This is a genomic window from Paenibacillus sp. MDMC362 (assembly GCF_003269305.1).
GTDB lineage: Bacteria > Bacillota > Bacilli > Paenibacillales > Paenibacillaceae > Paenibacillus_AQ.
In genome coordinates, this window is the sequence record NZ_QLYT01000041.1 from 71,676 (window position 1) to 95,904 (window position 24,229).

27 protein-coding genes and 1 riboswitch are annotated in these 24,229 nt (G+C 49.4%); of the genes, 8 read left to right on the forward strand and 19 right to left on the reverse strand.

Going from position 1 to position 24,229, the window contains the following annotated elements; genetic code table 11:
- Positions 1-31: 31 nt before the first annotated feature.
- Together DP091_RS20835 and DP091_RS20840 are read right to left on the reverse strand one after the other, a co-directional pair.
- On the reverse strand, positions 32-1,537 hold the full coding sequence (locus DP091_RS20835; protein WP_113060082.1) for a replication initiation and membrane attachment family protein: 1,506 nt from the start codon (positions 1,535-1,537) through the stop codon (positions 32-34).
- A 199-nt stretch (positions 1,538-1,736) separates the two neighbouring features.
- Positions 1,737-2,036 carry a YuiB family protein gene (locus tag DP091_RS20840; RefSeq protein WP_015737411.1) on the reverse strand — a complete coding sequence of 100 codons (300 nt, stop codon included), beginning with the start codon at positions 2,034-2,036 and terminating at the stop codon, positions 1,737-1,739.
- 250 nt (positions 2,037-2,286) lie between these two features.
- On the opposite strand from DP091_RS20840, the gene hemQ reads away from it, so the two are divergent.
- On the forward strand, positions 2,287-3,036 hold the full coding sequence (gene hemQ, locus DP091_RS20845; protein ID WP_113060083.1) for a hydrogen peroxide-dependent heme synthase: 750 nt from the start codon (positions 2,287-2,289) through the stop codon (positions 3,034-3,036).
- Positions 3,037-3,182: 146 nt separating this feature from the next.
- Here hemQ and DP091_RS20850 read toward each other — a convergent pair whose 3' ends face one another.
- Positions 3,183-3,446 carry a hypothetical protein gene (locus DP091_RS20850; RefSeq protein ID WP_071222405.1) on the reverse strand — a complete coding sequence of 88 codons (264 nt, stop codon included), beginning with the start codon at positions 3,444-3,446 and terminating at the stop codon, positions 3,183-3,185.
- Entirely contained in the window at positions 3,446-4,639 is a 1,194-nt protein-coding gene (locus DP091_RS20855; protein ID WP_076324836.1) for an NAD(P)/FAD-dependent oxidoreductase, read from the reverse strand. The genes DP091_RS20850 and DP091_RS20855 overlap by 1 nt, the downstream gene beginning before the upstream one ends.
- Before the next feature lie 479 nt (positions 4,640-5,118).
- Here DP091_RS20855 and DP091_RS20860 point away from each other — a divergent pair, with 479 nt between their 5' ends.
- Positions 5,119-6,120, forward strand: coding sequence for an NAD(P)/FAD-dependent oxidoreductase (locus DP091_RS20860; protein ID WP_071222403.1), 1,002 nt, complete (start codon positions 5,119-5,121; stop codon positions 6,118-6,120).
- A gap of 198 nt (positions 6,121-6,318) precedes the next feature.
- Here the strand turns inward: DP091_RS20860 and sda are convergent, their stop codons facing one another.
- A complete protein-coding gene (sda, locus tag DP091_RS20865; RefSeq protein WP_006212600.1) occupies positions 6,319-6,462 on the reverse strand; it encodes a sporulation histidine kinase inhibitor Sda in 144 nt (47 codons plus the stop codon).
- A gap of 298 nt (positions 6,463-6,760) precedes the next feature.
- Entirely contained in the window at positions 6,761-7,423 is a 663-nt protein-coding gene (locus tag DP091_RS20870) for a YheC/YheD family protein (RefSeq protein WP_113060084.1), read from the reverse strand.
- A gap of 221 nt (positions 7,424-7,644) precedes the next feature.
- Between DP091_RS20870 and DP091_RS20875 the strand changes: the two genes are divergently transcribed.
- Positions 7,645-7,854, forward strand: coding sequence for a hypothetical protein (locus tag DP091_RS20875; protein ID WP_113060085.1), 210 nt, complete (start codon positions 7,645-7,647; stop codon positions 7,852-7,854).
- 120 nt (positions 7,855-7,974) lie between these two features.
- On the opposite strand, the gene DP091_RS20880 is transcribed toward DP091_RS20875, so the two are convergent.
- Together DP091_RS20880 and DP091_RS20885 are read right to left on the reverse strand one after the other, a co-directional pair.
- Positions 7,975-8,166 carry a hypothetical protein gene (locus DP091_RS20880; RefSeq protein WP_113060086.1) on the reverse strand — a complete coding sequence of 64 codons (192 nt, stop codon included), beginning with the start codon at positions 8,164-8,166 and terminating at the stop codon, positions 7,975-7,977.
- A 244-nt stretch (positions 8,167-8,410) separates the two neighbouring features.
- Positions 8,411-8,770: a HesB/IscA family protein gene (locus DP091_RS20885; RefSeq protein WP_113060087.1), complete on the reverse strand. Its 360-nt coding sequence runs from the start codon at positions 8,768-8,770 to the stop codon at positions 8,411-8,413.
- Positions 8,771-9,162: 392 nt separating this feature from the next.
- On the opposite strand from DP091_RS20885, the gene mqnE reads away from it, so the two are divergent.
- The gene (mqnE, locus tag DP091_RS20890) at positions 9,163-10,269 is read left to right on the forward strand and encodes an aminofutalosine synthase MqnE (RefSeq protein WP_113060088.1); all 1,107 of its coding nucleotides are present in this window, start codon (positions 9,163-9,165) and stop codon (positions 10,267-10,269) included.
- A gap of 158 nt (positions 10,270-10,427) precedes the next feature.
- Positions 10,428-11,486 (forward strand): NAD(P)/FAD-dependent oxidoreductase, encoded by a 1,059-nt coding sequence (locus DP091_RS20895; protein WP_113060089.1) that lies wholly within the window; start codon positions 10,428-10,430, stop codon positions 11,484-11,486.
- A gap of 48 nt (positions 11,487-11,534) precedes the next feature.
- Here the strand turns inward: DP091_RS20895 and DP091_RS20900 are convergent, their stop codons facing one another.
- Positions 11,535-11,783: a YuzB family protein gene (locus DP091_RS20900; protein ID WP_113060090.1), complete on the reverse strand. Its 249-nt coding sequence runs from the start codon at positions 11,781-11,783 to the stop codon at positions 11,535-11,537.
- Positions 11,784-11,865: 82 nt separating this feature from the next.
- On the opposite strand from DP091_RS20900, the gene DP091_RS20905 reads away from it, so the two are divergent.
- Complete coding sequence (locus tag DP091_RS20905; protein ID WP_006212609.1) at positions 11,866-12,111, forward strand: NifU family protein; 246 nt, start codon at positions 11,866-11,868, stop codon at positions 12,109-12,111.
- 210 nt (positions 12,112-12,321) lie between these two features.
- Here DP091_RS20905 and DP091_RS20910 read toward each other — a convergent pair whose 3' ends face one another.
- From DP091_RS20910 to DP091_RS20940, 7 genes are all read right to left on the reverse strand, one after another.
- Positions 12,322-13,095 (reverse strand): SDR family oxidoreductase, encoded by a 774-nt coding sequence (locus DP091_RS20910; protein ID WP_113060091.1) that lies wholly within the window; start codon positions 13,093-13,095, stop codon positions 12,322-12,324.
- 245 nt (positions 13,096-13,340) lie between these two features.
- Positions 13,341-14,186 (reverse strand): MetQ/NlpA family ABC transporter substrate-binding protein, encoded by an 846-nt coding sequence (locus DP091_RS20915; RefSeq protein ID WP_113060092.1) that lies wholly within the window; start codon positions 14,184-14,186, stop codon positions 13,341-13,343.
- A gap of 68 nt (positions 14,187-14,254) precedes the next feature.
- Positions 14,255-14,923, reverse strand: coding sequence for a methionine ABC transporter permease (locus tag DP091_RS20920; protein WP_009592866.1), 669 nt, complete (start codon positions 14,921-14,923; stop codon positions 14,255-14,257).
- Positions 14,923-15,939, reverse strand: a complete 1,017-nt coding sequence (locus DP091_RS20925) for a methionine ABC transporter ATP-binding protein (protein ID WP_113060093.1) — start codon at positions 15,937-15,939, stop codon at positions 14,923-14,925. Before DP091_RS20925 ends, DP091_RS20920 begins: the two co-directional genes overlap by 1 nt.
- A 107-nt stretch (positions 15,940-16,046) precedes the next feature.
- Positions 16,047-16,192: riboswitch (SAM riboswitch) on the reverse strand.
- 121 nt (positions 16,193-16,313) lie between these two features.
- Positions 16,314-17,033 (reverse strand): Cthe_2314 family HEPN domain-containing protein, encoded by a 720-nt coding sequence (locus tag DP091_RS20930; RefSeq protein WP_113060094.1) that lies wholly within the window; start codon positions 17,031-17,033, stop codon positions 16,314-16,316.
- Between the two features lie 354 nt (positions 17,034-17,387).
- Positions 17,388-18,362: a COX15/CtaA family protein gene (locus tag DP091_RS20935; protein WP_113060095.1), complete on the reverse strand. Its 975-nt coding sequence runs from the start codon at positions 18,360-18,362 to the stop codon at positions 17,388-17,390.
- A gap of 244 nt (positions 18,363-18,606) precedes the next feature.
- Positions 18,607-18,951 carry a thioredoxin family protein gene (locus DP091_RS20940; RefSeq protein WP_071222388.1) on the reverse strand — a complete coding sequence of 115 codons (345 nt, stop codon included), beginning with the start codon at positions 18,949-18,951 and terminating at the stop codon, positions 18,607-18,609.
- A gap of 138 nt (positions 18,952-19,089) precedes the next feature.
- On the opposite strand from DP091_RS20940, the gene DP091_RS20945 reads away from it, so the two are divergent.
- Positions 19,090-20,484 carry a DUF2515 family protein gene (locus DP091_RS20945; RefSeq protein ID WP_113060096.1) on the forward strand — a complete coding sequence of 465 codons (1,395 nt, stop codon included), beginning with the start codon at positions 19,090-19,092 and terminating at the stop codon, positions 20,482-20,484.
- A gap of 83 nt (positions 20,485-20,567) precedes the next feature.
- Here the strand turns inward: DP091_RS20945 and DP091_RS20950 are convergent, their stop codons facing one another.
- Genes DP091_RS20950 through DP091_RS20960 form a run of 3 tightly spaced genes read right to left on the reverse strand, consistent with a single transcriptional unit; the run spans position 20,568 to position 23,483 of the window.
- Entirely contained in the window at positions 20,568-22,193 is a 1,626-nt protein-coding gene (locus tag DP091_RS20950) for a putative polysaccharide biosynthesis protein (protein WP_113060097.1), read from the reverse strand.
- A gap of 56 nt (positions 22,194-22,249) precedes the next feature.
- On the reverse strand, positions 22,250-22,729 hold the full coding sequence (locus tag DP091_RS20955; protein ID WP_071222385.1) for a DUF456 domain-containing protein: 480 nt from the start codon (positions 22,727-22,729) through the stop codon (positions 22,250-22,252).
- A 7-nt stretch (positions 22,730-22,736) separates the two neighbouring features.
- On the reverse strand, positions 22,737-23,483 hold the full coding sequence (locus DP091_RS20960; protein WP_113060098.1) for a Cof-type HAD-IIB family hydrolase: 747 nt from the start codon (positions 23,481-23,483) through the stop codon (positions 22,737-22,739).
- 258 nt (positions 23,484-23,741) lie between these two features.
- Here DP091_RS20960 and DP091_RS20965 point away from each other — a divergent pair, with 258 nt between their 5' ends.
- Positions 23,742-24,203 (forward strand): SRPBCC family protein, encoded by a 462-nt coding sequence (locus DP091_RS20965; protein WP_113060099.1) that lies wholly within the window; start codon positions 23,742-23,744, stop codon positions 24,201-24,203.
- Positions 24,204-24,229: the final 26 nt, after the last annotated feature.

The window sequence follows — 24,229 nt, forward strand, 5'->3', positions numbered from 1 at the left end:
TCTTGTTCCCTCCTCTCTTAAGCAGGATTCTTTATCCGCCCTTCTTGCTGCCAGCCTGCATTTCTGCCGCAAATCGCATCATTTCTTCGAATTCCTCGTCCGATACGGCCTCCGCCTGATCGGACTCCAAAGCCACTGGAATTTCCGGCTTTACCTTTCCGCCTTTAGCGTATGTACGCGTACGTTGTGTGGTTGCCTTCTGCTTGCCTTTCATCTTGGCTTGATCGCGGATATACTGAACAGCTTTCTCATAGCTGTTCACCTGCTTCAGCAGCATATTGGAAGCAATGGCCTCCACGAAATTGCGGTTGATGCGCTGCTCGCCGCCTGCGGCCATGAGTGACATTAAATAATGAATGAGTACGTTGATGACTTCACCCGGCAGCTTGTAACTCAGATCGATCTTCTCGAAAATGTCCAGGAACTGCACTGGAACCGAGCCCGGGAAGAAGGTCTGCAGGAGCCGGGTATAAGGCTCGTTGCGAAGCATCATATTATATTGGTGAATATCGCACTTCGATTGGAACTGAGCGGGAACCTCCACATAGTATTCCATCTCTACCGCATGCTCCTGTGCCGGCTCTTCCGGATCGGCCGTCATCTCCTGCCGCAAAGCAACGACCTTGCCTGCCGTAATCTGCCGCTTCTCCTGCATCTTCATCCCCTGCCTAAAGTGAAGACTGGCCTTGTGCTGAAGATCATCCAGCACGACCTCGCCATGCTCGGTAAATATGCCGTCCTCGTCCAACAGGCGGCACAAATCCTGCGTGCTGAGATCGTATTTCCGCACCACGTAATTCACGATGCCCATCTGCTCGTGGTCGTAGCGAAGACGCTCCACAAAGACCCGATTGCGGGATTCACGCGGGAACCGGAGAATAATGTCCGCATAGTTCAGACCTTCTCCTTGCGGATTTGGCGGCGCCGTGGACTTCCGTGACACCGCGACCTCTTCCAGCGCTTGCTCCAGTTCATAATCAATGACATGCGTGTTCAGCTCAAAAATATCATAAAAGGGAACCGAAATGTTCTCCTTGTTGAAGGAAATACCGGACCATTCAAGGGGTTCCTTGCTCCAAAGCTCTTCTCGTAACGACAGAACGGCGAATTTCCCCACCTTGTCGCGAAGAAGCAGTGTCAGATGCTGAGTGTTAAAGAACTCCGCTGGACTGAGCGGTGCTTGCAGCTCATATTCATAGATATGGTCATCCGTTTCCGGGACAAACATCCGGCTTGTCTGCAGTAAACCTACCGCTTCCAGCTTCGAGGTTTGCTCTATGAGAAATCGGCGTCCTTTTTCACTAGGCTCAAGCCCTAATGTCAAAAATAATCTTCGCTGCTGTTCAATAGACGAGTAACCCACCTTCTCCACCGGCACATGCGATACGAGAAGACGGTACAAACTGACAGCAAACGCGCCAACCATCGGTTGATAAATCGAACCAAGCATTTTGTCATCCAGGCCGCTTAAGCAGAAGTCACGGTATACGCAGTAACGGTGGTTCTCGGTAAAATGTAAAAAATTAGTCATGCGCATCGTTTATGCTCCCCCTGTCGCCCAAAAATAGACTTCCTCTATTCTATCATAAATCCGTCGTTTCGAAGTCGGTTCTTTCGCATCAAAAATTCTGGAATTCTTGCGCCCGCCATTTGCATGCTTCCACAAATAATAAATGACGGCCCCCAGATATTGCAGAGCCGCCATCAACACTACTTTCAATTTGCGCCAAGCGCGTTTAAAACATTCTAAAGCCTTTAATACGCAATGTCTTAATGGTCCATCCGCTCATGTAGGCACCAATCAGACCTGCCACTCCCGTTAAGTAATCCACCAGTTGGAAGGATCCTACGTGAGTCCAGAACGACATTTGGCCCCGATCCCACAAGCTGTATACAACGACCGGCAAAATGACGATCACGAACAGAAAGCAAGGAAACCAGGTCGTCTTCATCAACATATTTAGGATAAAACCGATACCGAACATCATAACAAAAAACAAAATCATCAGCACGAGCACAGGAATAAATTGAAGCATGATCGCTGTTTTCACCTCTTCTTTATCACCTACGCGTAGCAGCTATTCTACTCTATTGCAGCAAGAAACAGCACACCAAGCTTTAGCTAATAGCTAGTTTACTAAAAATAATGTCACAGATCAACGAACAATCGTGAATACATTGTGTCGGCGTTTGCCCTTCCGACTGCGCTTACAGTACAATATAGGAAGTTAATGCAAGCGGCCATCCGCTTCAATTATAACGAACATAACGTTTAGGAGTGATCACATGAACGAAGCTGCAATGACGCTTGAGGGCTGGTATGCGCTGCACGATTTCCGCACCATCAATTGGCCGGCCTGGAAAGCTGCAGATGAAGAAGTGCGTGCTTTTGCGCTGGACGAGCTGAACGCGTTCCGCGAGGAATGGGATGCCGTCGAAGCTGCCCAAAAAGGCAGTACCGCTGTATATACCATCGTCGGTCAGAAAGCCGATTTTGTATTCATGCTTTTGCGCGAGACGCTGGAAGAGCTGAACGCGATCGAGAACGCCTTTAACAAAACAACGTTCGCCCAGTTCACCACCAAGGCTTATTCTTATGTAAGCATTGTCGAGCTGAGCAACTACCTGGCTGGCTCCTCCGATGAGGATCCGATGCAGAATCCGCATGTCATTGCCCGTCTGAAGCCAACCCTTCCAAAATCGAAGCATATCTGCTTCTATCCGATGAACAAAAAGCGGGATTTGTCGGACAACTGGTACATGCTCAGCATGGACGAACGCAAAGCCATGATGAAGAGCCACGGGATGATTGGCCGCGGGTATGCCGGCAAGGTCAAACAGATCATCACCGGTTCCGTTGGATTCGACGATTGGGAATGGGGCGTAACCCTGTTCAGCGACGACGCGCTTCAGTTCAAGAAGCTCGTGTACGAAATGAGATTTGACGAAGTAAGTGCGCGTTTCGGCGAGTTTGGTCCGTTCTATGTCGGCAACCTGCTCGATCAGGCTTCATTTACAGATTTAATGAAGGTATAATTCCTTCTGCACATAAACAGCATGTACAAAATATCCCCACAAAGTGGAGCCTATGCTACGATGTTTATTCCAAATACTTTGCGGGGACCCCAAAAAACTTATAATGTCAAAGAAGGGATGCTCTCTACACGAGAGCATCCCTTCTTCTATTCCTCGCCGTCGTCCTCATCTTGCTCTTGCTTGCGCAAGGTTTCAAGATATTCAGCCGTCGCCCGATCCCGGGCACGTCCCTTATCCTTGAGCCGCTCAATAGCAGGAAGTATGAGAATGTCGACCTCCTGCTGAATGGTGTAAGCCAGATCGTACCGCTCCTGCGACTCCAGATAGGAGCCGACCTCCATCAGGGCGTTATAACGATCCAGCTCATCTCTGGTGAGCAGCCCCCGTACTTGAACGCTGCAGTGTCTCATTATAGAAACCTGCCTTTTTTCAGGACGAGCGGAATCCCTCCAATAATGAAGAGGTAGCGCAGATCAACCAACTTTTTCAGCTGGGCCGCTTTCCATCCCTGATATTTCTTATCCCCGACAACCGCAATGCCTTCGCCCCGTCCAAGAGAAGCTACCGTGCCTTTGTTATGGAACTCGAATTTGCGCATCGACTTGTCCCGAATCGCCGCAACGATATTTTGGGCACAGCACACGCCTTGCTGCATCGCCATTTGGGCGGTCGGCGGATAAGGTCTGCCTTCCTCATTAAAAATCAGGGAGTTATCGCCGATAATATAAATGTTCTCGTATCCGGGAGCACGCAAATATTCATCAACCTTGACACGGCCTCGCATCGTTTCGAAACCGGCTGCTTCCACCAAACGGTTTCCGCGGATGCCGCCGGTCCATACTACCGTTGCCGCCCGGATCTCTTCGCCATTGTTCAGAACGACTCCACCTGGCAGGCATTCCTTGATCGCAATGCCCATTTTGAAGGTAACGCCTTTCTTCTCAAGCACGTTCATGGCGTACTCCACCAGTTCCGGTGCAAACCCCGGTAACGCGGCTGGCGCGGCTTCGACATTATAGATGTTCACCAGCGTCGGATCGACGTCATACTCCTTGCACAGTCTCGGAATGCGGTCCGCCAGCTCGGCTACAAACTCGATGCCGCTGAACCCGGCTCCGCCAACCACAAAGTTAATGCGCTCTTGCGGTCTGCGCTCATTTTTATATAAAGCAAATTGATACTCAATATGCTCACGTATCAATCGTACCGAGTTTATGCTTCGGATCGTCATCGCATGCTCTGCGAGTCCTGGAATGCCAAAGGTTTCCGGCTCTCCGCCGAGTCCAATGACAAGATAGTCATAGGATAATGTTCCATCTTCAAGAATAACCTTCTTATCGTGAAGGCGGATTTCCTGAACCGAGGATTTGACCAGGTCGATTTTGAATTCGTCTATCAACTTGGATATGGATACCCGGGTGTTCTCAATGCTGTCTGTTCCTGCTGCCGGCATATGCAAATGCGTTGTAATATAATGATAATCATGGCGATTCACCAATGTAACATCGGCCTCATTATAATTCAGCTCTTTTTGCAGCCGCTGCGCTGTCAATATGCCTCCGTAACCCGCGCCAAGGATTACGATCTTCGGTATGCTGCTCATTCTATTGCTCCTTCCAGCTTACTCTTTATATATACAGTATGGTACACATGTTAACATTCTGTGAAATTGCATCCAAAAAAAGAGAAGAGCCCTAATCAGAGCCCGTTTCATCATTTGACCTGATGGTTCATTAAGGTTCAAAAACAGCTGTAACACTAAGGTTTCCTTACTGCGGCTACAGCTGACAATATATGTGACTACCCTGTAATGAACACAAGTTATCACGTTAATCATATGCATAAACTATGCAAATATCAAGAAATTTTTTGCCATATAATATGCAAATCATTACGCCATTTATCCCATCACTTACTAAGTAAGCGCATCCATTCCAATGTTAGGTATTTTAACACATTTCTCGTCTTTTCATGCCGCTTCGGGACGATTATAATAGGTAAGGAATTCGTGAATCAGCTTTATCCGGACAAGAACGTCTGTCTGATTCGAATATAAACTCATTTTATGGAGGTGCTTACCGCATGACAACGATGCCACAAGACAGCAATATGACGGATCTTTTGATTATCGGTGGCGGACCTGCGGGTATGTTTGCTGCTTTTTACGGCGGAATGCGCCAAGCTTCGGTAAAACTTATCGAGAGCATGCCTCAGCTTGGAGGCCAATTGGCTGCGCTGTATCCTGAGAAATATATTTATGACGTAGCAGGCTTTCCGAAAGTAACCGCTCAAGAGCTTGTGAACAATCTGTCCGCTCAAATGGAGCTCTTTAAAACGGACATTCGTCTTGAAGAGAAAGTACAGGCTGTGGAAAAACTCGAAGAACGTCATTTTGTCGTAAAAACGAATTTGGGTGAACACCACGCCAAAGCCGTCATTATTACAGCCGGTGTAGGAGCGTTCCAACCCCGTCGTCTGGAGATTGAAGGGGCAGAAGCATACGAAAAGACCAACCTGCATTATTTTGTCAACGACCTCAGCCGCTTCAAAGGCAAGAAGGTTCTCATCAGCGGCGGCGGCGACTCCGCGGTAGACTGGGCGCTCATGATCGAGCCCATCGCCGAGCAGGTCACACTGGTTCACCGCCGTGACAAATTCCGTGCTCACGAGCATAGTGTGGAGCAGCTCATGGCATCGAAGGTGAACATCATTACACCAACCGAGATCACCGAATTGCATGGTGAAGATACGATTACGAAGGTAACGCTTTCTCATATTAAGACCAAAGAGACGCAAGAGATTGAAGTGGACGATGTCATTGTCAATTTCGGATTTGTGTCCTCTCTCGGTCCGATCTCCGAATGGGGCATCGCCATTGAAAGCAACTCCATTGTGGTGGATTCCCGTATGGAAACAAGTATCCCGGGCATTTTTGCAGCCGGCGATATTACCACCTATCCGGGCAAGGTCAAATTGATCGCTGTTGGATTTGGTGAAGCACCTACCGCGGTGAACAATGCCAAGGTTTACTTCGATCCTGAGGCCAGATTGGCACCGGGCCACAGCAGTAACATGAAATTGTAAGGCAGCAAGAATTTTAATTTCATAATACATCCATATTCATAGAAAAAAAGGTATCTTCGTTCCGAAAGGGGTTACACCCGTCCCGGAACCGAAGATACCTTTTCTATTCTTCAAACCATATGTAGAACTTGGTTGAAAGCTCCCACATTATATACGTATCATGTCGTAAGTTATCTATTCTATATACGAAAAATCTGATTAATGCAGGATGCTGCCGGAATCGGTGTCCAAGTTCCGTTTATGAATTTCGGCTAGCAGTAGAGTGATGAACTCTCGTTCCAACTTCAACTCAACAGCCATATGATAGGAATCGAGAAGCATCTCATCCGTCAACATAGCCATCCCTCTCACACCCCTTCCTCAAATTTCCTGAATCTATCATATCAGACATGCCAAAACGGAACAACTGTTCGCTTATCCACAACCTCTTGTGGAAATCCTGTGTATAATTTGTTGGTAAGTGTAAAAAACAGGGCCATATCAAAGTGGATTATGGGGATAAATGTTATACACAGGATATAGGGAAATTCTATTATAAAAAAAATTGATCAATTATATTATCGGTAGATTGTGGTTATTTTTTTATTACCCTATTAAAAAATCATATAAACGTATCCATTTGGGAATATTAAACAAAAATTCAGCTTGGTCTTGTATTAACCTCCAAAATCCAAATCTTACCCTCGGTGTCTAGTCCATAATCAAATCCCAGCTCCCCGATTCCTGGAAAGCGGGATTCCAGTATTGTTATGCACTGCCTGGTTAATTGGCGCATTTCATTGCGCTTTTCCCTCGCATTAATGTGGGGCAATGACAGCCGGAGTGCAGGACCACAACGAAGCAGCGTCCCCCCTTTACATATATTCGTCACAAAAAGCCCTGGGCTCGCCAGCCGCCCAAGCATGGCCCGGAATTCCCATCTCCCTCGATCCTTGACTACCTTTACACGGTAATCCAGCGGACGTCCCTGAATTCTAGCCAAATGAATGCCCTGCTGTATCATGTAGCGCCGTCTCAGCCTCATTCTGCTCAGTACGTATAACAGGGAATTCAATGTATCTACTTGAACAGTACGCCTCTTATGGGTTACCAAGTATCCCGTTCCGTCTTTTTGTATTCGGATGACTCCGTTACCACCGGTTCCTATAATCGGCTTAATCACGACCATTTCGTGTTCGGCCAGCATTGAGACCAGGGTATCCCCTCCATACGACTGGGTAGCCGGAATGTAGGGAGCAACCTGCGGATCGGTCAGCAGCGCTTCCGTCTTCAGCCACTTGCTGGCCAGTTGTCTTCCCGCCATGCTGCTTTCGCCTCCTTTTATTCATGACATACGTTATCCTATTCCCCTATCCGCGCTTTGTCTTGGATGATTGTCCGTGATGGCATGCCTAATAATCGAGGTTCTTGCTGCCTCGCGGCAGCCTCCCTTTGCAAATGCAGTGATCTATCGTATAGTAAGAACAGAGCTTTGTCCGCATTAAATCCATCACCATGGATACCTATAAAGGAGGCTTTGTCACCTTGGCAGCGTTGTTTGAAATATTGTACTGGATTGCCATTGTCGGCATGTCGGTTGCCCTAGCCGCCATCACCGTTCTTATCTTTGTCATGGGCTTCAAGTTCATCAAGGATAAGCGCAGAGGGCTCGGAGCGGGCTGCATCATATTTTCGCTTGTGGCCGCCGGCATGATCGTGCTGATGCTGAACGATACCTTCTTCTTCCCGGTCTGAATAAGAAGAACCCCAAAAAGCAGCCTCTCCTTATCGCGGAGTTGGCTGCTTTTTTGGGGTTCTTGGGTAAGGAAGCCTGACCATCGTGCTTATTTATTGGATGGTTCTCTAATTTCTATTTTATTGACCGTCATCACCCACATGGTAAGTTTCCGCATTTTTTACCGGTAACCGATAGCCATCTACATAAATACATGCTTCCTGTAGATTTATCTCTTCAACGGTCCCTTCAATATGGAAGAGATTCTTCTCCCCCGTGCATCCTACTAAAACCAAGAATAGGAGTAACCGTGCGATCACCATATTTCTCATGAGCAGGATTCCCCTTCATTTAGTTATATAACTTTATTATAAAAGAAACGACCTCCATAACAGTTATTCACCGTCATAAAGGCCGTGATCCACAATCCATAAACATCGCTTTTAGGATTGTTAATGTAACGTGATTCGGAATTGATAACGTTCAATTTCGACCCGTTATCCGCAATTCCAAACGTCCGTTCCCGCATGGGCTTCCGTTCAGATCAACGGATAAAAAACCGTGTGGTTACGCCAATTAGCAAGGCTCTTCGCTCGGTTTGCCCGCATCTTCCTTCGTCCGGAAAGACGAACCGCAGCCGCAAGTGACGGTGGCGTTCGGGTTGTGGATGGTGAAGCCGCCGGTCATGCCGGATTCCTCAAAGTCGATTTCGAGACCGTTTAGGTACTTCAGATCATCCTTCTCGACAACGACTTTCATGTCCTGCAGGTCCATGTATACGTCAGCTTCCGTTTCTTGATCGTCAAAGCCCATTGCATATGAAAAACCACTGCAGCCGCCGGCAGTGACACCCAATCGAAGGAACATATTGGGCGTTTCCTGTTCAGCAAGCATTTCTTTCAAACGTTCTGCAGCTGAGTCGCTGATTGTAATCATAGGTCACCCTCCTTTTCGTTCACTCTTTCAGTATACTCCTCTTCGCGAATTCGCTCAAGGTTGTTATGATGGCGTTTGATATGTAATGAATAACCTATTTTCAATTCCTCTATTTGTATTGCTACCCCGAGGGGTCAGGTTTATAATAGGGAAGGAACATGGGCGGCAACTGTTGGATAATTGTCACATCCCTCAGCTCAAAAAGCGGCAAAGGTTATGGCTGGTCCACAGTTGTATATTTTTTCACAAACCTACTTGTTTATTCAGCCCATTATTGATGTTTGTTGTTATACCACTATAAACGGACCGTTCCCTTAGGGGAGTGATTCACTTTATGATCGCTTTTTCTGCTGGATCTTTATGCAGGTCAAGTGTGAACAGGAGGATTGAACATGTCCACAATTGTGACACCATTTACCGATCAGAGAATGGCGGAGATCGTTGCGAAAGTCCAAAACGGCGAACGCCTGAATCTTGAAGACGGTGTGTATTTGTACCAAACCGATGACCTGCTGACCCTCGGGCAGCTGGCTAATGAAGCAAATTTGCGCAAGAACGGGAAAAAAGTTTACTTCATCGAGAACATGAGTCTCTATTTCACGAATGTATGCGAATCCCACTGCGCTTTTTGCAATTTCCGGAAAGATCAAGGCGAGGAAGGCTCCTACACCCTCTCCGGCGCTGAGATGATCGAGTATGTCGAGCAGCATATTCATCCCGGGATTCGTGAATTTCACATCGTTGGCGGACATAATAACCATGTGCCGTTCCAGTACTATGTAGATTCCCTGAAGGCATTGAGCGAGCGTTTCCCGGAAGTAACTCTGAAAGCCTATACTGCGGCGGAGATTGAATTCTTCACTCGCATTAGCGGACTTAGCACGAAGGAAGTACTTCAAGAACTGCAGAAAGCTGGTCTTCAATCCTTAACAGGCGGCGGCGCCGAGATTTTGTCTGACCAATACCGTCAGAAGATGAAGGTGGATAAAGCCAACGTAGATCAATACCTCGACGTTCACCGTACCGCACATAAGCTTGGCATGAAGACGCACACGACCATGCTGTACGGATCGATCGAGAGCCATGAGGACCGGATCCGCCATATGCTGCAAATTCGGGATCTTCAGGATGAAACCGGTGGATTCATGGTATTCATTCCGCTGTCCATGCAGCCGAAGAATAAGAATGCAGGCATCATGCGCCGCAATTCGGCCTACGAGGATTTGAAGACCATTGCCATCAGCCGTCTGATGCTCGATAATATCGACCACATCAAGGCGTACTTCATTAATATCGGGCCGCAATTGACTCAAGTCGCTCTCAGCTTCGGAGCTTCCGATGTCCATGGTACGATCCTGAAAGAACGCATCAGCCATGCTGCAGGAGCCTTGACTCCGGAGGGGCTGACACGCAAAGAGCTCGTCTGGCTCATCCAAGGCGCTGGCCGGATTCCGGTTGAACGCGATACCTTCTACAACGAGATCAAGGTTTACGAATAAGTCTTACCAGCAGGGATTTAAGCAAACGAGAGACGTTCCAAAAAACGGAAAACAGGTTAAAGAGATAATATAGCGTGGGTAAACCTAAGCCGCTTCTAGCGGCGTTTTTCTTGCGAATCGGCGCTCACCTTCTTATCTCTTGAGAAAGGAAGAAATTTATGAAAAAGCTCGTCATTCTCGGCGGAGGCTATGGTGGTCTTGCCCTAATTCAAGAATTATTCAGCAGCTATCTTCCTCCGGACGTGGAGGTCGTGCTCATCGACCGCATGCCGTACCAAGGACTCAAAACCGAATACTACGCGCTGGCAGCAGGCACCGTGGCCGATACCGCCGTTCGTGTTAAATTCCCGGTGTATGACCGCCTCCACATTGTATATGGTGAAGTCACGTCCATCGATCTAGAGAAGAGGCTTGTTAACCTGACCAACAACGATCCCGTGGAATACGATCAACTCGCCATTGCACTGGGATGTACGGACCGATATCATGGCGTTCCGGGCGCTGAAGAATTCACGTTTAGCCTGCAATCTTTCTCCGCATCCCGGGAAACCTATTTGCACCTGAACAACCTCAGACCTTATGGTCAAGTTCATATTATTGGCGGAGGCTTAAGCGGCATCGAACTCGCTGCAGATCTTCGTGAAAGCCGGCCTGACCTTAATATCGCCATTTTGGACCGGGGACAACGGGTACTTTCTTCTTTTCCTAACCGTTTGTCTGCTTATATTCATCGCTGGTTTGAGGAACACCATGTGGATATCCACAGCGGGGTTTCCGTATCCCGAGTTGAGAAAGATGCCGTGTATAATTTGGATGTGCCTATCGCAACCGACCTGGCCGTGTGGACGGCGGGCATCCAGCCCGTAAAGGTCGTACAGGATCTCGATCTGCCAAAAGACCGCAGCGGACGCATTCTGCTGAACGAGTGGTATCAGGTTCCGTCCCATCCGGAAGTGTACGTGATCGGCGACTGCGCCAGCCTACCGTTCGTCCCAAGCGCTCAGGCAGCCGGAGCTCAAGCCGAGCAAGTGGGACATGTCATGAAAGCTTTATGGCGCGATGATACGCCAAAGGTATCTCCGCTGAAGCTCAAGGGAACCCTCGGCTCCCTCGGCAAACATGCAGGCTTTGGACTCATGGGCAGCACATCGGTGCTGGGCCGGGTACCAAGAATATTGAAGAGCGGCGTTCTCTGGAAATCCAAACGTCATTACTAGCAACGAACAGGCTGCAGACTTCCTTACGGAAATGCCAGGTATCCGGCGTCATTTTTCCTCTTCGCTGTCATGAAAGCTTTCCAGCTTGGCTATGACTACGTCAAGCAGCTCTTCAGCCGTGGGGGCCTCGACCCATTCGCCATCCACATAAGCGAAGGGCATCAGGTAGCACTGGCCGCAGCTGGTCAAGCAGCCGTATTCGATGACTTGACAATCGTACTTGGCTTCCAGCGTCTGCAGAACTTTATCCGTTCCGAAATAGGAATTGCTTGTGCAAAACTCAATGATAATGGACATTGTTATTAGACCTGCCTTAAGATTGGCATTTTATTTTGCCGGTTTATGTACTATAATATAGGGAGGAAAGGAGTTGAACAAGATGAGTGAAAACACGCAAACCACTGTATATGATGAAGTGGCTGAAGTGCTTGATAAACTTCGTCCGTTCCTGCAGCGCGACGGCGGTGACGTGGAACTGGTTGACGTTGAAGACGGCATCGTTAAGCTGAAATTGATGGGTGCATGCGGTAGCTGCCCTAGCTCCACCATTACTCTGAAGGCAGGGATTGAACGCGCCCTGGTTGAAGAAGTAGAAGGCATTCAAGAAGTAGTTCAAGTATTCTAAATCTTCTTTAACTATAAAGAGTCTTGGTTTCCCTCGTGGAACCAAGACTCTTTTTTTTGAGATTAAAGAATATATAAGTTTTGAGCGGGTCACAAGCAAACCTTTAACCGCGATGATTTGTTTTATGGGTCCCCGCAAAGGATTAAATGTTTTGAAATAATCATAGAAGCATGGACTCCACGTTGTGGGGTTATTTTAGGTTAATTTAGGTTATTCCGGTTTAATCAACGGACGGATCGGATCCAGCCCGCCGGATATATCCATGATATTGCCGGTAATGAAATCCGACTTATCCAGGCATAAATACTCGATCACCCTGGCGACGTCCTCTCCGCTTCCCGATCGTCCGCGCGGGGTCAGCCCGTCTTGGATGCCCGATACCTCATCGATGGTCTTCTCTTTATTGGCTCCGCGAATATCCCCTGGACAGATCATGTTCACGGTGATTCCATACGGGGCTTCTTCCACTGCAAGCGTCTTCGTAAAGGATACCAGGCCCACTTTAGCGGCAGCGTAGGCTGAACGCTGAGGCCACGCACGGGCTTCTCCCGCATGTCCGAATCCAAAGTGGATGATGCGTCCCCACTTTTTCTCCCGCATGGCAGGCAGAACACGGTGGTCCAGCAGCATGACGCCGGTTAAGTTGCCATTCACCATATGTACGATTTCGTCGCGGCTGTACTCCGAGAACAGACGACGCTCCCGAATGAACGGACCTGCGTTGTTCACCAGGATATCGATGCTTCCCAGCTGCCCCTCCGTCTGATCCACCAATGAATACAGCTCACGTTCGCTGGCGATATCGGCTTTAATCGCAATGGATTTCACGCCAAACCCCTCGATTTCGCGGGAGAGCGCCTCCGCTTCATCCTTGCTGTTTACATAATTTATAGCCAAATGACATCCCTGCCGGGCTAACGACAACGCCGTCATTTTACCCAATCCTGTCGCACTGCCTGTAATCAGCGCCACTTTTCCCTTCAAGGCTTTCCCTCCTCAGATATCCTTCCTTCAGTATAAAAGATTTGATAAGGCCTAACAACTTGCTTCCACCCAACGATCGCCCATCCAGAGGAAAAGTAACAACACCGTCTACCGAGGTGCATATCTTTTAAAAACAGAAAGGACTTATCCGTCAAGACCGATAAAGTCTTGTTGGATAATGCCCTTTCTTAACGTAACAAATATGATAAATTTATGTTCAGCATCCTCGAGCGTTGGTGCTCGAATTAAAATGCCGGAATGACAGCACCTTTGTACTCTTCTTCAATAAAGGTCTTCACATCCTCGGAAGTCAGCGCCTTCGCCAATTTTTGAATGGCGTCGGAGTCTTTGTTGTCCGGACGAGCTACCAGCAGATTGGCGTAAGGGTTCTCTTTGTCTTCGATAAAGAGCGCATCCTTCGTAGGGTCCAATCCCGCTTCAAGCGCGTAGTTCGTGTTGATGACAGCCAGATCCAGCTCATCCAGCATACGCGGCAGCATCGCGGCTTCAACTTCCTTGAACTCCAGGTTCTTCGGATTTTCCACGATATCCTTAGCGGTAGCTTCGAGCTTGGTTTCATCCTGCAGCTTAATGACGCCGTTCTTGGACAACAGGGTCAATGCACGGCCCGCATTCGATGGGTCACTTGGGATCGCCACAACGGCTCCATCCTTCAGTTCATCGGCTGATTTAATCGTTCTGGAGTATGCACCCAGCGGCTCCACATGCACGGCGATCACGGACTCCAGGTCCAGCTTGCGCTCTTTGATTTCATTATCCAGGTAAGGTTTATGCTGGAAGAAATTTGCGTCGATTTCCTTGGAATCCACTTGTGTATTAGGCAGAACATAATCCGTGAATTCCACGATTTCCAGGTTTACGCCTTCTTTTTCAAGTGCCGGTTTGATATGCTCCAAAATTTTGGCGTGCGGTGAAGGCGAAGCCCCTACTTTCAAGGTTACGGTCTCTTGAGCGCCGCCTCCTGTTGTTCCCTCTGGCTCAGCCGCGTTATCCGCAGGCTTGGTGCCGCACGCTGCCAGCACCACCGTAACCAATGTCAAGCTGATCAATGCCAATGTCCATTTTTTCATTCTAAAACTCTCCCTCCGAAAATATATTATGTTTTTATATTGTCTTCCTTGATGCCTTATCCATTCCGTTATTTTCTTGTAAAATGTCGGACCAAGCGATCTCCTGCCATTTGCAGCAGTTGCACCAGCACAATCATTAATACGACGGCCAGGATCATAATCTCGGTCTCATAACGGTAATATCCATACTTGATGGCCAAATCGCCCAACCCGCCGCCGCCGACTTGACCGGACATCGCGGTATACGATACCAGGGTTACAATCGTGATGGTCATTCCGGCCAGAAGGCCCGGACGCGCCTCCGGAAGGAGTACCCTCCATACGATTTGGCTTGTCGAGGAACCCATGGCATGAGCTGCCTCAATCACGCCTTTATCCACTTCATTCAAAGCCGTTTCCACGAGCCTTGCGAAGAATGGAGCAGCGCCGATCACAAGCGGCGGAATGGTTCCCAGCACGCCGTACGAAACACCTACGATCGACTTTGTAATCGGGATCATCGCCACGATCAGGATAATGAACGGAACCGAGCGCAGGATGTTGACAATGAATGACAGGATCGTGTAACCGAAGCGTACCAACCCCGACGTGGATCTTGCGGCCATGTAGAGCAGCACGCCGACCGGCAGTCCGATGATAAAGCTGAACAAGGCCGAAGCCCCCAGCATCCGCAGGGTATCCAAGGTTGCCGTCCATATCTCTTTCCAATCGATCTGGGTAAAATCAAGTCCGAACATCAATGAATCACCTCCACGTCTAGTCCTTGTTCAAGCAGCTTCCGGATCGTATCTTCAATCGCGCGCTCTTCCCCTTCGAAACGGACGATAAGCTGGCCGTACGGCGTTTCTTTGATCGTAGAGATCGTACCCTGCAGAATCGCAAAATTCACGCCCGTCTCATGAACGGTATGGGACAGGATCGATTCGTACGTTTTCGATCCCAGGAACGTGATTTGAACCGCTCTGGAAGGGCCGTTTACCTGACCCTGCATAGCCAGCCGGAGCGCTTGGCCGCTGTCCATCTCCTGACGGATAAATTCCTGGGTTACCTCATGCTTCGGCTTCAGGAACACTTCCGTTACCGGCCCTTGCTCCACGATGCCGCCTTGATGAATGACGGCGACCCGGTCGCATATGCTCTGGATCACATGCATTTCATGGGTAATGAGCACAATCGTCAGATGAAACTTTTGGTTAATGTCCAGCAGCAGGCGCAGAATCGAATCCGTAGTCTGCGGGTCAAGCGCGGAAGTCGCTTCGTCGCACAGCAGCACTTCCGGATCGCTGGCGAGCGCTCTCGCTATGCCCACCCGCTGCTTCTGGCCGCCTGATAACTGAGACGGGTATTTGTCCCGATGCGCCTCGAGGCCGACCAAAGCCAACAACTCGGATACTTTACGTTCCAGTTCGGCCTTCGGCGTCTTGATCAGACGCAGCGGAAACGCAATGTTATCGTACACCGTCGCGGATGACAGCAGGTTAAAGTGCTGAAAAATCATGCCGATTTTGCGGCGTTCCGCCTGAAGCTGCTTCTTGCCGAGCGACGTTAAATTCTTACCGTTCACCCACACCTCGCCCGAGGTGGGACGTTCCAACAAATTGATACAACGGATCAATGTACTTTTACCTGCACCGGAGTGTCCGATCACTCCGAAAATTTCTCCTTTTTCAATCGACAAATCCAATTCGGACAACGCAGTTGTTAAAGTTCCGGCTTTTCCGTACTGCTTCGTCAATTGCTTGAGCTCAATCAATCCGATAATCCTCCTTTTTCCATAGCTTCATATCTATTTACCCAAAAGAAAAGAGCCTCTTTTTGTAGAATCAAAAAGGGCCCTCTTTACGTAAAAGTCAACGCCTTTTCTCATCTGTCAAAACTAAGGGTGTCCCATAGCTTTGAAGGAATTAGCACCATGTCACTCCAAGCGTCATCGCGTTAAGCAATTACACGCTGGAGTCGGTTGCCGGGCTTCATCGGGCCTGTCCCTCCGCCTCTCTCGATAAGAAAACATCGATATGAAATTTTTCCGATTAATTTGATCTGATTTGATAACATTTAATGAATGCAATAGTTAGTATAGATTCTTTTCAGGTTTTTGTCAAAAGGAATTTCATGGCGATTTTGTGCCTAAGTCCTGACTCCATTTTTCGCCCAAAGCTCGTTCGTATATTTATAAGAGGCCGCCAGACTCCGGCATACCATATCAACGCCTTGTTTGAGATCGTCCAGGTGCTGCCCGATATCCTCGAGCTCGATCTTGTCCGACAGCCCTTGATGACGCTGCCACAAATCATCCTGCATCTCGGAATTCATGTAATGGATTTCGGCGTTGCGCCGTTTCCGGAGCGTGTTCAACGGTGTTTTGTAACGATCCTTGATCGCATCCAGCTCTTTGGCCAGCTCCCCGTGGGCCTTCAGGAATTTAAACTGCCGCAGGACCGTAAAATAGGAGAAATGCGCCTTCACCTTGGAGGTATGAAGATCGTACAAATCGTTCAACACCGTCCCCAGCTTGTCAAGGATCGAGAATACGCGGATAAAGCCGTTTTTGTAAAAATACACATACCGTTGATATTCCCCCTGCTCCTGAATCGACATGTCATCGATGTAACCCGATTGGATCGATTGACTGAAATGCCTGGCCGCGTTCCAGCTCTGTTCCAGCTCATCCAGGGAAACGATCAACCCCCGGGTCCAAATCTCAAGCTTGCGAAAATCATGCGTCGGATCCTGGTTTTTCTCCATTTCCTTCTGCAGCAGCCGGGTTGTTTGGACCATCGATTCAATGGCTTCCTCAAGCAGGCCGTTATTCTGCCGGGGCTGTTCCCCAAGTAACATTCGAAGCATGGCGGTACCCCCTTGCGTCATCAAATTAATCTTGGTTATTGGATCGCTATTTGCCAAAATGGTGATTCCACCGCGTTTCAACCGTGTTCACGATATTCTCACGCGGGAATAACCTCATCCGGGTATCCCCGTTTCATTCGTTCATCCATGACCAAAGGATCGTTCTTTATAGGATGCCCCCGAAACGACAAGACAACCCCCATCTCCTTGATATCGGACACGTCTAGCGGATGGCTTGGTTATCATCGGCTCCCCCCTTACTATACAACAAAGCCCTCGAGGCAGGCTCGGGGACTTTGCTAAACGATGTTGCCTGACATTCGATCTTTTTATTTCATGGCTTTTGCTTTTTTCTTATACAATCTTTTCGCGAGGCATGCTTTGATCCGGCCGCATTTCGGCTTTAACCAGCCTGCTGAGCTGCCATACCCTGACACTTAAATAACAAAGTACGCCGAATAAAGCGGAGATCAGCAAGGTATGCCCCAGTGCGGAGAATACGTAAACCTCCTCGTTATGCATCGTTGCCATAATGAGGGCGCCGCTGAACACCTGCAGCAGGCAGAGCACGGTTGCCGAGATACCCAGCATCTGGATCTCCCGGTTGTCGCGGTTCCGCCAATATGCAAAATGGCCCATCACCGCCACAACGATCAGCAGCAGAAGCGCCGCCACGCGGTGCATAAAGGCGATGCCGACCCCTCCGCTCAGCTCCGGTATCACTTCCCCGTTACACAGCGGCCAGCCGGAGCACCCTTCCCGGGAATCCGTATGGCTGACGAATGCACCGATATAAACCACGATGTAGCTGTACAAGGTTGTGCCCCATACTAAATTACGGAAGCCCTTGCTTACCCGTGGCAGACGCTCCAAGTCTACAGGCCCCTTCGCCTGTTCTACCCGCCGCATACCCAAAGCCAGCATGACAGAGCTAGCAAAGGCAATCAGCGAGAAGCCAAAATGCAGCGCCATAATCGCAGCCGATTGAGGCTTAACCACCGCAAGCGCACCCATGATCGCCTGTACGATAACGAATACCGAGGTCCCGATAACATAAGCCATCAAATCCCGGCGATCCCGCTTGTACTTCCAGAACGCAATCAGCGAAGCGAGCGCCGCCAAACCCGCCATTCCACTAACGGCCCGGTGTGAATACTCAATCATGGAGGATACCGTGTAAGCGGGAACAAATTTACCGTTGCACAGCGGCCACTCCTGACCGCAACCGAGTCCCGAGCCCGTCTTTGTCACAACCATGCCGCCGAACGTCGCGCAGAACATAACTAAGCATGTTATGTAACTCAGCCATTTTAGTTGTTTATCATTCACTTATCTCACCTGCTGCTCCTAATCATTCACTATTTAAACCTTTACAGGATCGCATCGTACACAGTCCACATTTCATTATACCTGATTCTACCGCCACGGTCACTTCAGCGATTGTGACAAAATGTTCAAAAATGAGAAAAACCTTCATGATCCAGGTACTTGACTTCATCGCCATACCTCTATTCGATATATAAGACAACACCGCCGCCAGTTATAGATCAAGGCGGCGGTGCTATGGTCACCCTTACTTATGAATCGTACTGTATACGTCCACGGCACGCTGCAGGAAATCTTCAATTTCCTCGCGCGATTTGCGGAGTTTGTTAACATAGCGAACCAGCTCGCGTCCATCGGAGTATGCAACAAAGCTGGGGATACCCAAAATATTTTGCTGCTGACTCACGTCACCGACAGCATCGACGTCAACCTCTACCAGAGTCAATTGGTTTGAGAACTTCGTCTCAACCTCCGGCATGAATGGATCGATAAACTTGCAATCGCCGCACCAGTCTGCTTTAAATACGGCAACAGTCAGTCGCGGAGACTGGATTGCAACCTGAAATTCTGCTTCCGAAGTGATTTTTTCCATTGATTATCTCCCCTTTACGTCGAGTTCCTTCACCCTTAGTGAATCAAAATGTTGAGTGGAAGTCAAATTTTAGAGCATACTGACATTATGATGTTCACAGGCAGGGATTAACCATCAGAAAGTGCAGGTGACCCCCGAATGCACTCGAACAGAGTCAAAAATAAAAAAAACCAGGGCAAGGATGATGTATGGTCATGGGCGGCAGCCATTCCGCAGGCCCTGACAGAATCATGGTCGGGGATGATCGCGTCATGGCGATTCTCCTTAAAGCTCCGGACAAGCCGACACGAATTGCAATGGGACCCAGCAGCGGTAAGGGGAATTCGCGTAAAGCTCAAGGAAATCCTCTCCTCCCATCCCTATCTGCAGCAGAGCGTTTCCCCGTTTCCGCTGCCTTCCATGCAAGGGTATAGCGATATTCGGATTCATGAACCAGGTGCAGATGTTCAGCTATCTCAAGAAGAGCAGCGGATAATTCATCATATTCAGGAGGCCGTTGCCGCAGCCAACCGGAGCAACGTAACGCGTACGCATGCCTATTTGGACTGTTATATATCGCATCCTGAGCTGCATTGGGCCTTTCTGGCCCACATGGTATCACGTAATGCCGGGTGGAATATGAGCGATTTAAAAGGCGGATTGATGTCGGATCTCACGGATCCGACATTCAAGAGCAATCTGTACCGTTTCCTGGAGCGCTGCAATGCGCTGATCTTCCAGGACGCCTACCCCCAGCTGCTTCTCTATATACACAGTCGAAATAAAGGAAAGCCCCTGTTTCATTTACTCCCCCACTTTCATGTTTCATCGTTCATGACACCGTTCTGGGAACAGTTCTGGCAGGATCAGAGCAGTTCGCTGCTTACGGTGGCACTCATCATTAATGAGCAGAACTATATTGAGGGGCGTGTGGCGAGACATCCTTTTTACCAACAACATATTCTAGAGAATCCCTTCTTTCGGATGCATGAGCTGACCCGGTTGAATCAGATCGTGTTTCCGCTGGGTCAAGTCCAGCGAACAGAGTCGGGGGCAAGCGCTGGACCAAAGCCCCTATCCCCAACCAGGCCGCTGGCCGGACTTACCATCCCCAAGTTTGACGACCTGTCCATTCGGATCAAGGCAGGCCGTTCGCTGTATGCTTTATTGTTTGGATATAAGGAAATTTACCGCGCTGTGCTGACCTTCGCGCGATCCACCAAGCACCAAGGATCGCGCGCTGAATACTGGCCGGCCTTATTTACGCCGACCCTTGAGCAAGCCATGAATCATGGCCACGCGGGATCTGACCTCATCACATCGGAATGGCTCCCGGGTGGCCAGCGTCTGTACAGCCCTTATCTTGAGGAGATCTGGGAGGATGAACCCCCCGAGCCGATTCCCCGGTACGACTGGTTTCAGGGCCGGGCAATGTTTAGGCATATCCGCAAACCGTTACGGCCGCTGCTGCCGGATATTACCCACGCCCATCGGGCCGCCTTGGAGAAAACTGCCATCGTGCATGATGTGTCTGATCAGATCCATCCGCATTAAAATGAAAAGAGACCGTCCCGATCATGCAAGGAAGGTCTCTTTTCGGTTCTATTTACACGATAAGTGAAACTAGGTCAGTGTCTTTATCCCCGCTCCCGCATACGTGCGGGCTGCAGTCTCATAAGCGGACGGAACACCTTCTGCAAAAGGCGCGGGTAACTGCTCAGCTCCGATTGCCGCAATACGCCAAACACCACCAGCAGGACAAGATATATAATGACTACGGCCACGCCTACAACCAGGCAAGTCAGCAGGAATGCCAACCGTGCCGGCATGACATCGACCATTTGAATACCGGCCAGATTCAGGCCATATCCGATTCCCCCGGCAGCAATCACTGTCAGCACGAAGCCCGTCCAGCGTTTGCCCAGGATGGAGAAGGATACAATCGCTTTAATCGATCTTATATTCAGTATCGTAATGACAAGGAAACAGAGCGCCGTGCTCCCTATGATCCCGTAGATCCCAAAGAACGGAGACAGCAGGAAGCTGGCTGCAAGCTTGACCACAACCCCAACCATCACGTGAATCATCGAGAGTTTGGCCTTGCCGATTCCGAGAAGAATGGAATTTGTGGTCATCATCGTAATTTGGAAAATCGTACCGAATGTCAGAAATCCAATAATCCCGCTGCCGCCCAAGGAACTAAACAGCAAACCATTAATGGAATAGGATGCCACGCATAGCGCAATCACCATCGGCATACCGGTCAAAATGGCAATACGCATAGCAAGCGATACTTGCTGTTCCAGGTGCTCCTGATCTTTCTTCGCAAACGCTGCAGAGATGATTGGAATAAGCGAGGTGCTCAGGGCAATGGCTAGAATCGGCGGAATCCCCGCGACGCTTTGCGCTCGGTTTCCCAGCACCGCAAGGGCTGCCGTTGCTTGTCCTAAGCCAACCTGCCCGATCAACAGGGGCTTCACAATGGAGCTGTCAATGAAGTTAACAGCCGGAACCGCCAGGGAAGACAGCACAATCGGTATGGATAGCGTGAATATATCCCGGTATATTCCGCCAAGCGGAATGGAGCGGTCCGCTGCCGGCATCTTGAGCTCACGATCATTTCGGCGAAGCTTTACCGTAAAGTACAGCATGACCGCAAATGCTCCGATACTGCCGAGCACGCCCCCGAAGGAGGCACCGGCAGCAATCCAGGTATCGTCGTATCCCATCCGCAGCAGCACGTAAGCCAGGCCGATCGCTGTCAGAACCCGTGCAATCTGCTCGATAATCTGCGATATGCCGCCAGCCGTCATATTATTGCGTCCCTGGAAGTATCCCCGCATCATGGCGATGGCCGGAAACAGCAGCAGCGCTGGAGCGAGTGCCTGAATGGCCGCGGCGGCCTCCGGCTGCTTAGCGATATGGGTAGCATAATAAGGGGCTCCGAAATAAAGAAGCAGCGTCATGACAACACCTGCTGCTCCGGCAAAAATAAGCGCAGCATGATAGACACGACGAGCCTCCGCTGGCTTGTTCAAAGCATGACGCTCGGATACCATTTTGCTGAGCGTGCTGGGAATGCCGGCCGTTGCTACCGTTAACAGCATTAAATATACGTTATTGGCGATCGTAAATGAGGCATCCCCTATATCATTCAGCATATGCTCCAGCGGCACCCGCTGGACAAGACCCAGCACGCGGGCGACCAGCGCAGCAGCGGCCAAGATGATCGTGCCTTTAATAAATGACTCTTTCTTTGACAAAACCGTACCCTTCTTTCTCCTCCAAAGCGCCTCTTACAGCGATTCCTAAGCGTCTATTAGAAAATCCAAATGAAGAAAATAACAATCATCGCGAGCTGTAAAATAACCTTCACCACAATGCTGCTGAACAATCCAATGACCGATCCGAATCCAACCTTCATGGATTTGCTCGGTCCCGAACCTGCCAGCATTTCACCCAAAAATGCTCCCAGGAACGGTCCGATAATCAATCCAAAAGCGGGAATAACGAACGGCCCGATAATCAAACCGATGGTGCTGCCCCATATCGAGGCTTTAGAACCGCCGAGCTTCTTAACCCCCCAGGCGTTAACCGCATAATCGGCAATGAAGAGCACCACCAGAATGATGGTCTGAATAATCCAGAACCATGAATTGTAATGCTCGAATGTAAAGAACCAGCCGTAAACGAACAGCGCCAGGTAAATGGCGACAACCCCCGGCAGAATAGGGTAAATCGCTCCGGCCATCCCAATGATAAACAGAGCGATAACGATAATCCAGCCCAATATGTCCATCAACATCTCACCTTTCGATCAAAATATGATCCCTGATGACCTCAACGATGCCGTCCTCATTGTTGCTGGAAACCACAAGGTCCGCTTCATCCTTAACCGTCTGCTGGGCATTGCCCATCGCCACGCCGAGGCCGGCCTGCTGAATCACAGCCAGGTCGTTCAAGCTGTCGCCTACGGCTACGACTTCGGACATGCTAATGCCGAGCAGCTCACACACCTGTCCGATTCCTGTCGCTTTGTTAACGCCCTGCGGATTGATTTCCAGGTTATCCGGCGAGGAGTTCGTGATCTCCAGTCCGCCCATATCCTGCAGGCGCATCAATATGTTGTGACGCACCTCATGATCATTCGTGGTGTAACCGAATTTCAGCCATTCCTGATTCGCGATATCTTCGGTCCAGTTCTCAGAGTTATACAATCTTTCTACTGAATACGCCCAGAACCATGATCCGGTTTCAATGGCCAGTGCGTGCATTTGCTCCACGAGCTTGCTGTCGAGCAATGCGCGGCGGTGTAATTCATATGGCGCACGCCATACCTCGCCTCCGTTCACCGTTACCATCGGTGTCGTCAGTTCAAGCTGTTTGGCATACGGATAAGCATCCTGAAACGGCCGGCCTGTCGAGAGACAGACATGGATGCCGTGCCGTACCGCTTCCTTGATCCACTTCACCGTTTCCTCAGACACTTCATGATCGTCCCGCAGCAGCGTACCGTCCATATCCAGTGCCAACAATCGATATTTATGTTTCATGGTATTAACCCCCTTACGAATCACAAGCAAACATAACGACATTTTACCACAAAAGGCAGGGCGTCAAAACATTCCCTATGAATAGCAGTCCCCGGACATGCCAAAACTGAGGTAACGCCAGCCTCAAGTAGTATTTCCCAAGCTCTCGAACAAAGCGCGCGACCCTTCAAATAAATAAGCAATGTAAAAGAAAGAATTTGCTCTCCTTTATGCTACGATATTACTGAAGACAACCCCGAAAGGAGTTATAAAATTCATATGACCAAACCCCATAAGACCCCTGTCATGACGGCAGAGATGTTGATTCGAAGACCCGTTTCAGAAGTATTCGAGGCTTTCATCGACCCTGAGATGACAACCAAGTTCTGGTTTACCAAAAGCAGCGGCAAGCTGGAAGAAGGCCGCCATATTCGCTGGGATTGGGAGATGTATGGGGTACATGATGACGTGTACGTTCAACATATCGAAGTCAATCGCCGCATCGTGATCGAGTCTTCGGACCAGACCAAAACCGAATGGACATTCACGCCACGGGGCGATCATGAGACCTTCGTTGCCATTACCCACTCCGGATTTACAGGCAGTGCGGATGAAATGGTGCAGGGAGCTATTGATTCCATGGGAGGATACACCATGGTACTCTGCGGCCTCAAAGCGCTGCTGAAGTTTAACGTCGTCCTGAATCTGGTGGCGGACAAAGCTCCGGACGCCCATGTGTAACGGATAAAGAAAAGGCAGCCAACCCA

Bases quoted from the DNA above. Each gene is read 5' to 3' on its own strand.
- DP091_RS20860 (WP_071222403.1), top strand. From the start codon at position 5,119: ATGACAACGATGCCACAAGACAGCAATATGACGGATCTTTTGATTATC.
- sda (WP_006212600.1), bottom strand. From the start codon at position 6,462: ATGGCTATGTTGACGGATGAGATGCTTCTCGATTCCTATCATATGGCT.
- DP091_RS20880 (WP_113060086.1), bottom strand. From the start codon at position 8,166: ATGAGAAATATGGTGATCGCACGGTTACTCCTATTCTTGGTTTTAGTA.
- DP091_RS20930 (WP_113060094.1), bottom strand. From the start codon at position 17,033: ATGCTTCGAATGTTACTTGGGGAACAGCCCCGGCAGAATAACGGCCTG.
- DP091_RS20945 (WP_113060096.1), top strand. From the start codon at position 19,090: ATGCACTCGAACAGAGTCAAAAATAAAAAAAACCAGGGCAAGGATGAT.
- DP091_RS20900 (WP_113060090.1), bottom strand. From the start codon at position 11,783: ATGTCCATTATCATTGAGTTTTGCACAAGCAATTCCTATTTCGGAACG.
- mqnE (WP_113060088.1), top strand. From the start codon at position 9,163: ATGTCCACAATTGTGACACCATTTACCGATCAGAGAATGGCGGAGATC.
- DP091_RS20840 (WP_015737411.1), bottom strand. From the start codon at position 2,036: ATGCTTCAATTTATTCCTGTGCTCGTGCTGATGATTTTGTTTTTTGTT.
- DP091_RS20885 (WP_113060087.1), bottom strand. From the start codon at position 8,770: ATGATTACAATCAGCGACTCAGCTGCAGAACGTTTGAAAGAAATGCTT.
- DP091_RS20850 (WP_071222405.1), bottom strand. From the start codon at position 3,446: ATGAGACACTGCAGCGTTCAAGTACGGGGGCTGCTCACCAGAGATGAG.
- DP091_RS20895 (WP_113060089.1), top strand. From the start codon at position 10,428: ATGAAAAAGCTCGTCATTCTCGGCGGAGGCTATGGTGGTCTTGCCCTA.
- hemQ (WP_113060083.1), top strand. From the start codon at position 2,287: ATGAACGAAGCTGCAATGACGCTTGAGGGCTGGTATGCGCTGCACGAT.
- DP091_RS20905 (WP_006212609.1), top strand. From the start codon at position 11,866: ATGAGTGAAAACACGCAAACCACTGTATATGATGAAGTGGCTGAAGTG.
- DP091_RS20855 (WP_076324836.1), bottom strand. From the start codon at position 4,639: ATGAGCAGCATACCGAAGATCGTAATCCTTGGCGCGGGTTACGGAGGC.
- DP091_RS20965 (WP_113060099.1), top strand. From the start codon at position 23,742: ATGACCAAACCCCATAAGACCCCTGTCATGACGGCAGAGATGTTGATT.
- DP091_RS20960 (WP_113060098.1), bottom strand. From the start codon at position 23,483: ATGAAACATAAATATCGATTGTTGGCACTGGATATGGACGGTACGCTG.
- DP091_RS20920 (WP_009592866.1), bottom strand. From the start codon at position 14,923: ATGTTCGGACTTGATTTTACCCAGATCGATTGGAAAGAGATATGGACG.
- DP091_RS20955 (WP_071222385.1), bottom strand. From the start codon at position 22,729: ATGGACATATTGGGCTGGATTATCGTTATCGCTCTGTTTATCATTGGG.
- DP091_RS20835 (WP_113060082.1), bottom strand. From the start codon at position 1,537: ATGCGCATGACTAATTTTTTACATTTTACCGAGAACCACCGTTACTGC.
- DP091_RS20940 (WP_071222388.1), bottom strand. From the start codon at position 18,951: ATGGAAAAAATCACTTCGGAAGCAGAATTTCAGGTTGCAATCCAGTCT.
- DP091_RS20870 (WP_113060084.1), bottom strand. From the start codon at position 7,423: ATGGCGGGAAGACAACTGGCCAGCAAGTGGCTGAAGACGGAAGCGCTG.
- DP091_RS20915 (WP_113060092.1), bottom strand. From the start codon at position 14,186: ATGAAAAAATGGACATTGGCATTGATCAGCTTGACATTGGTTACGGTG.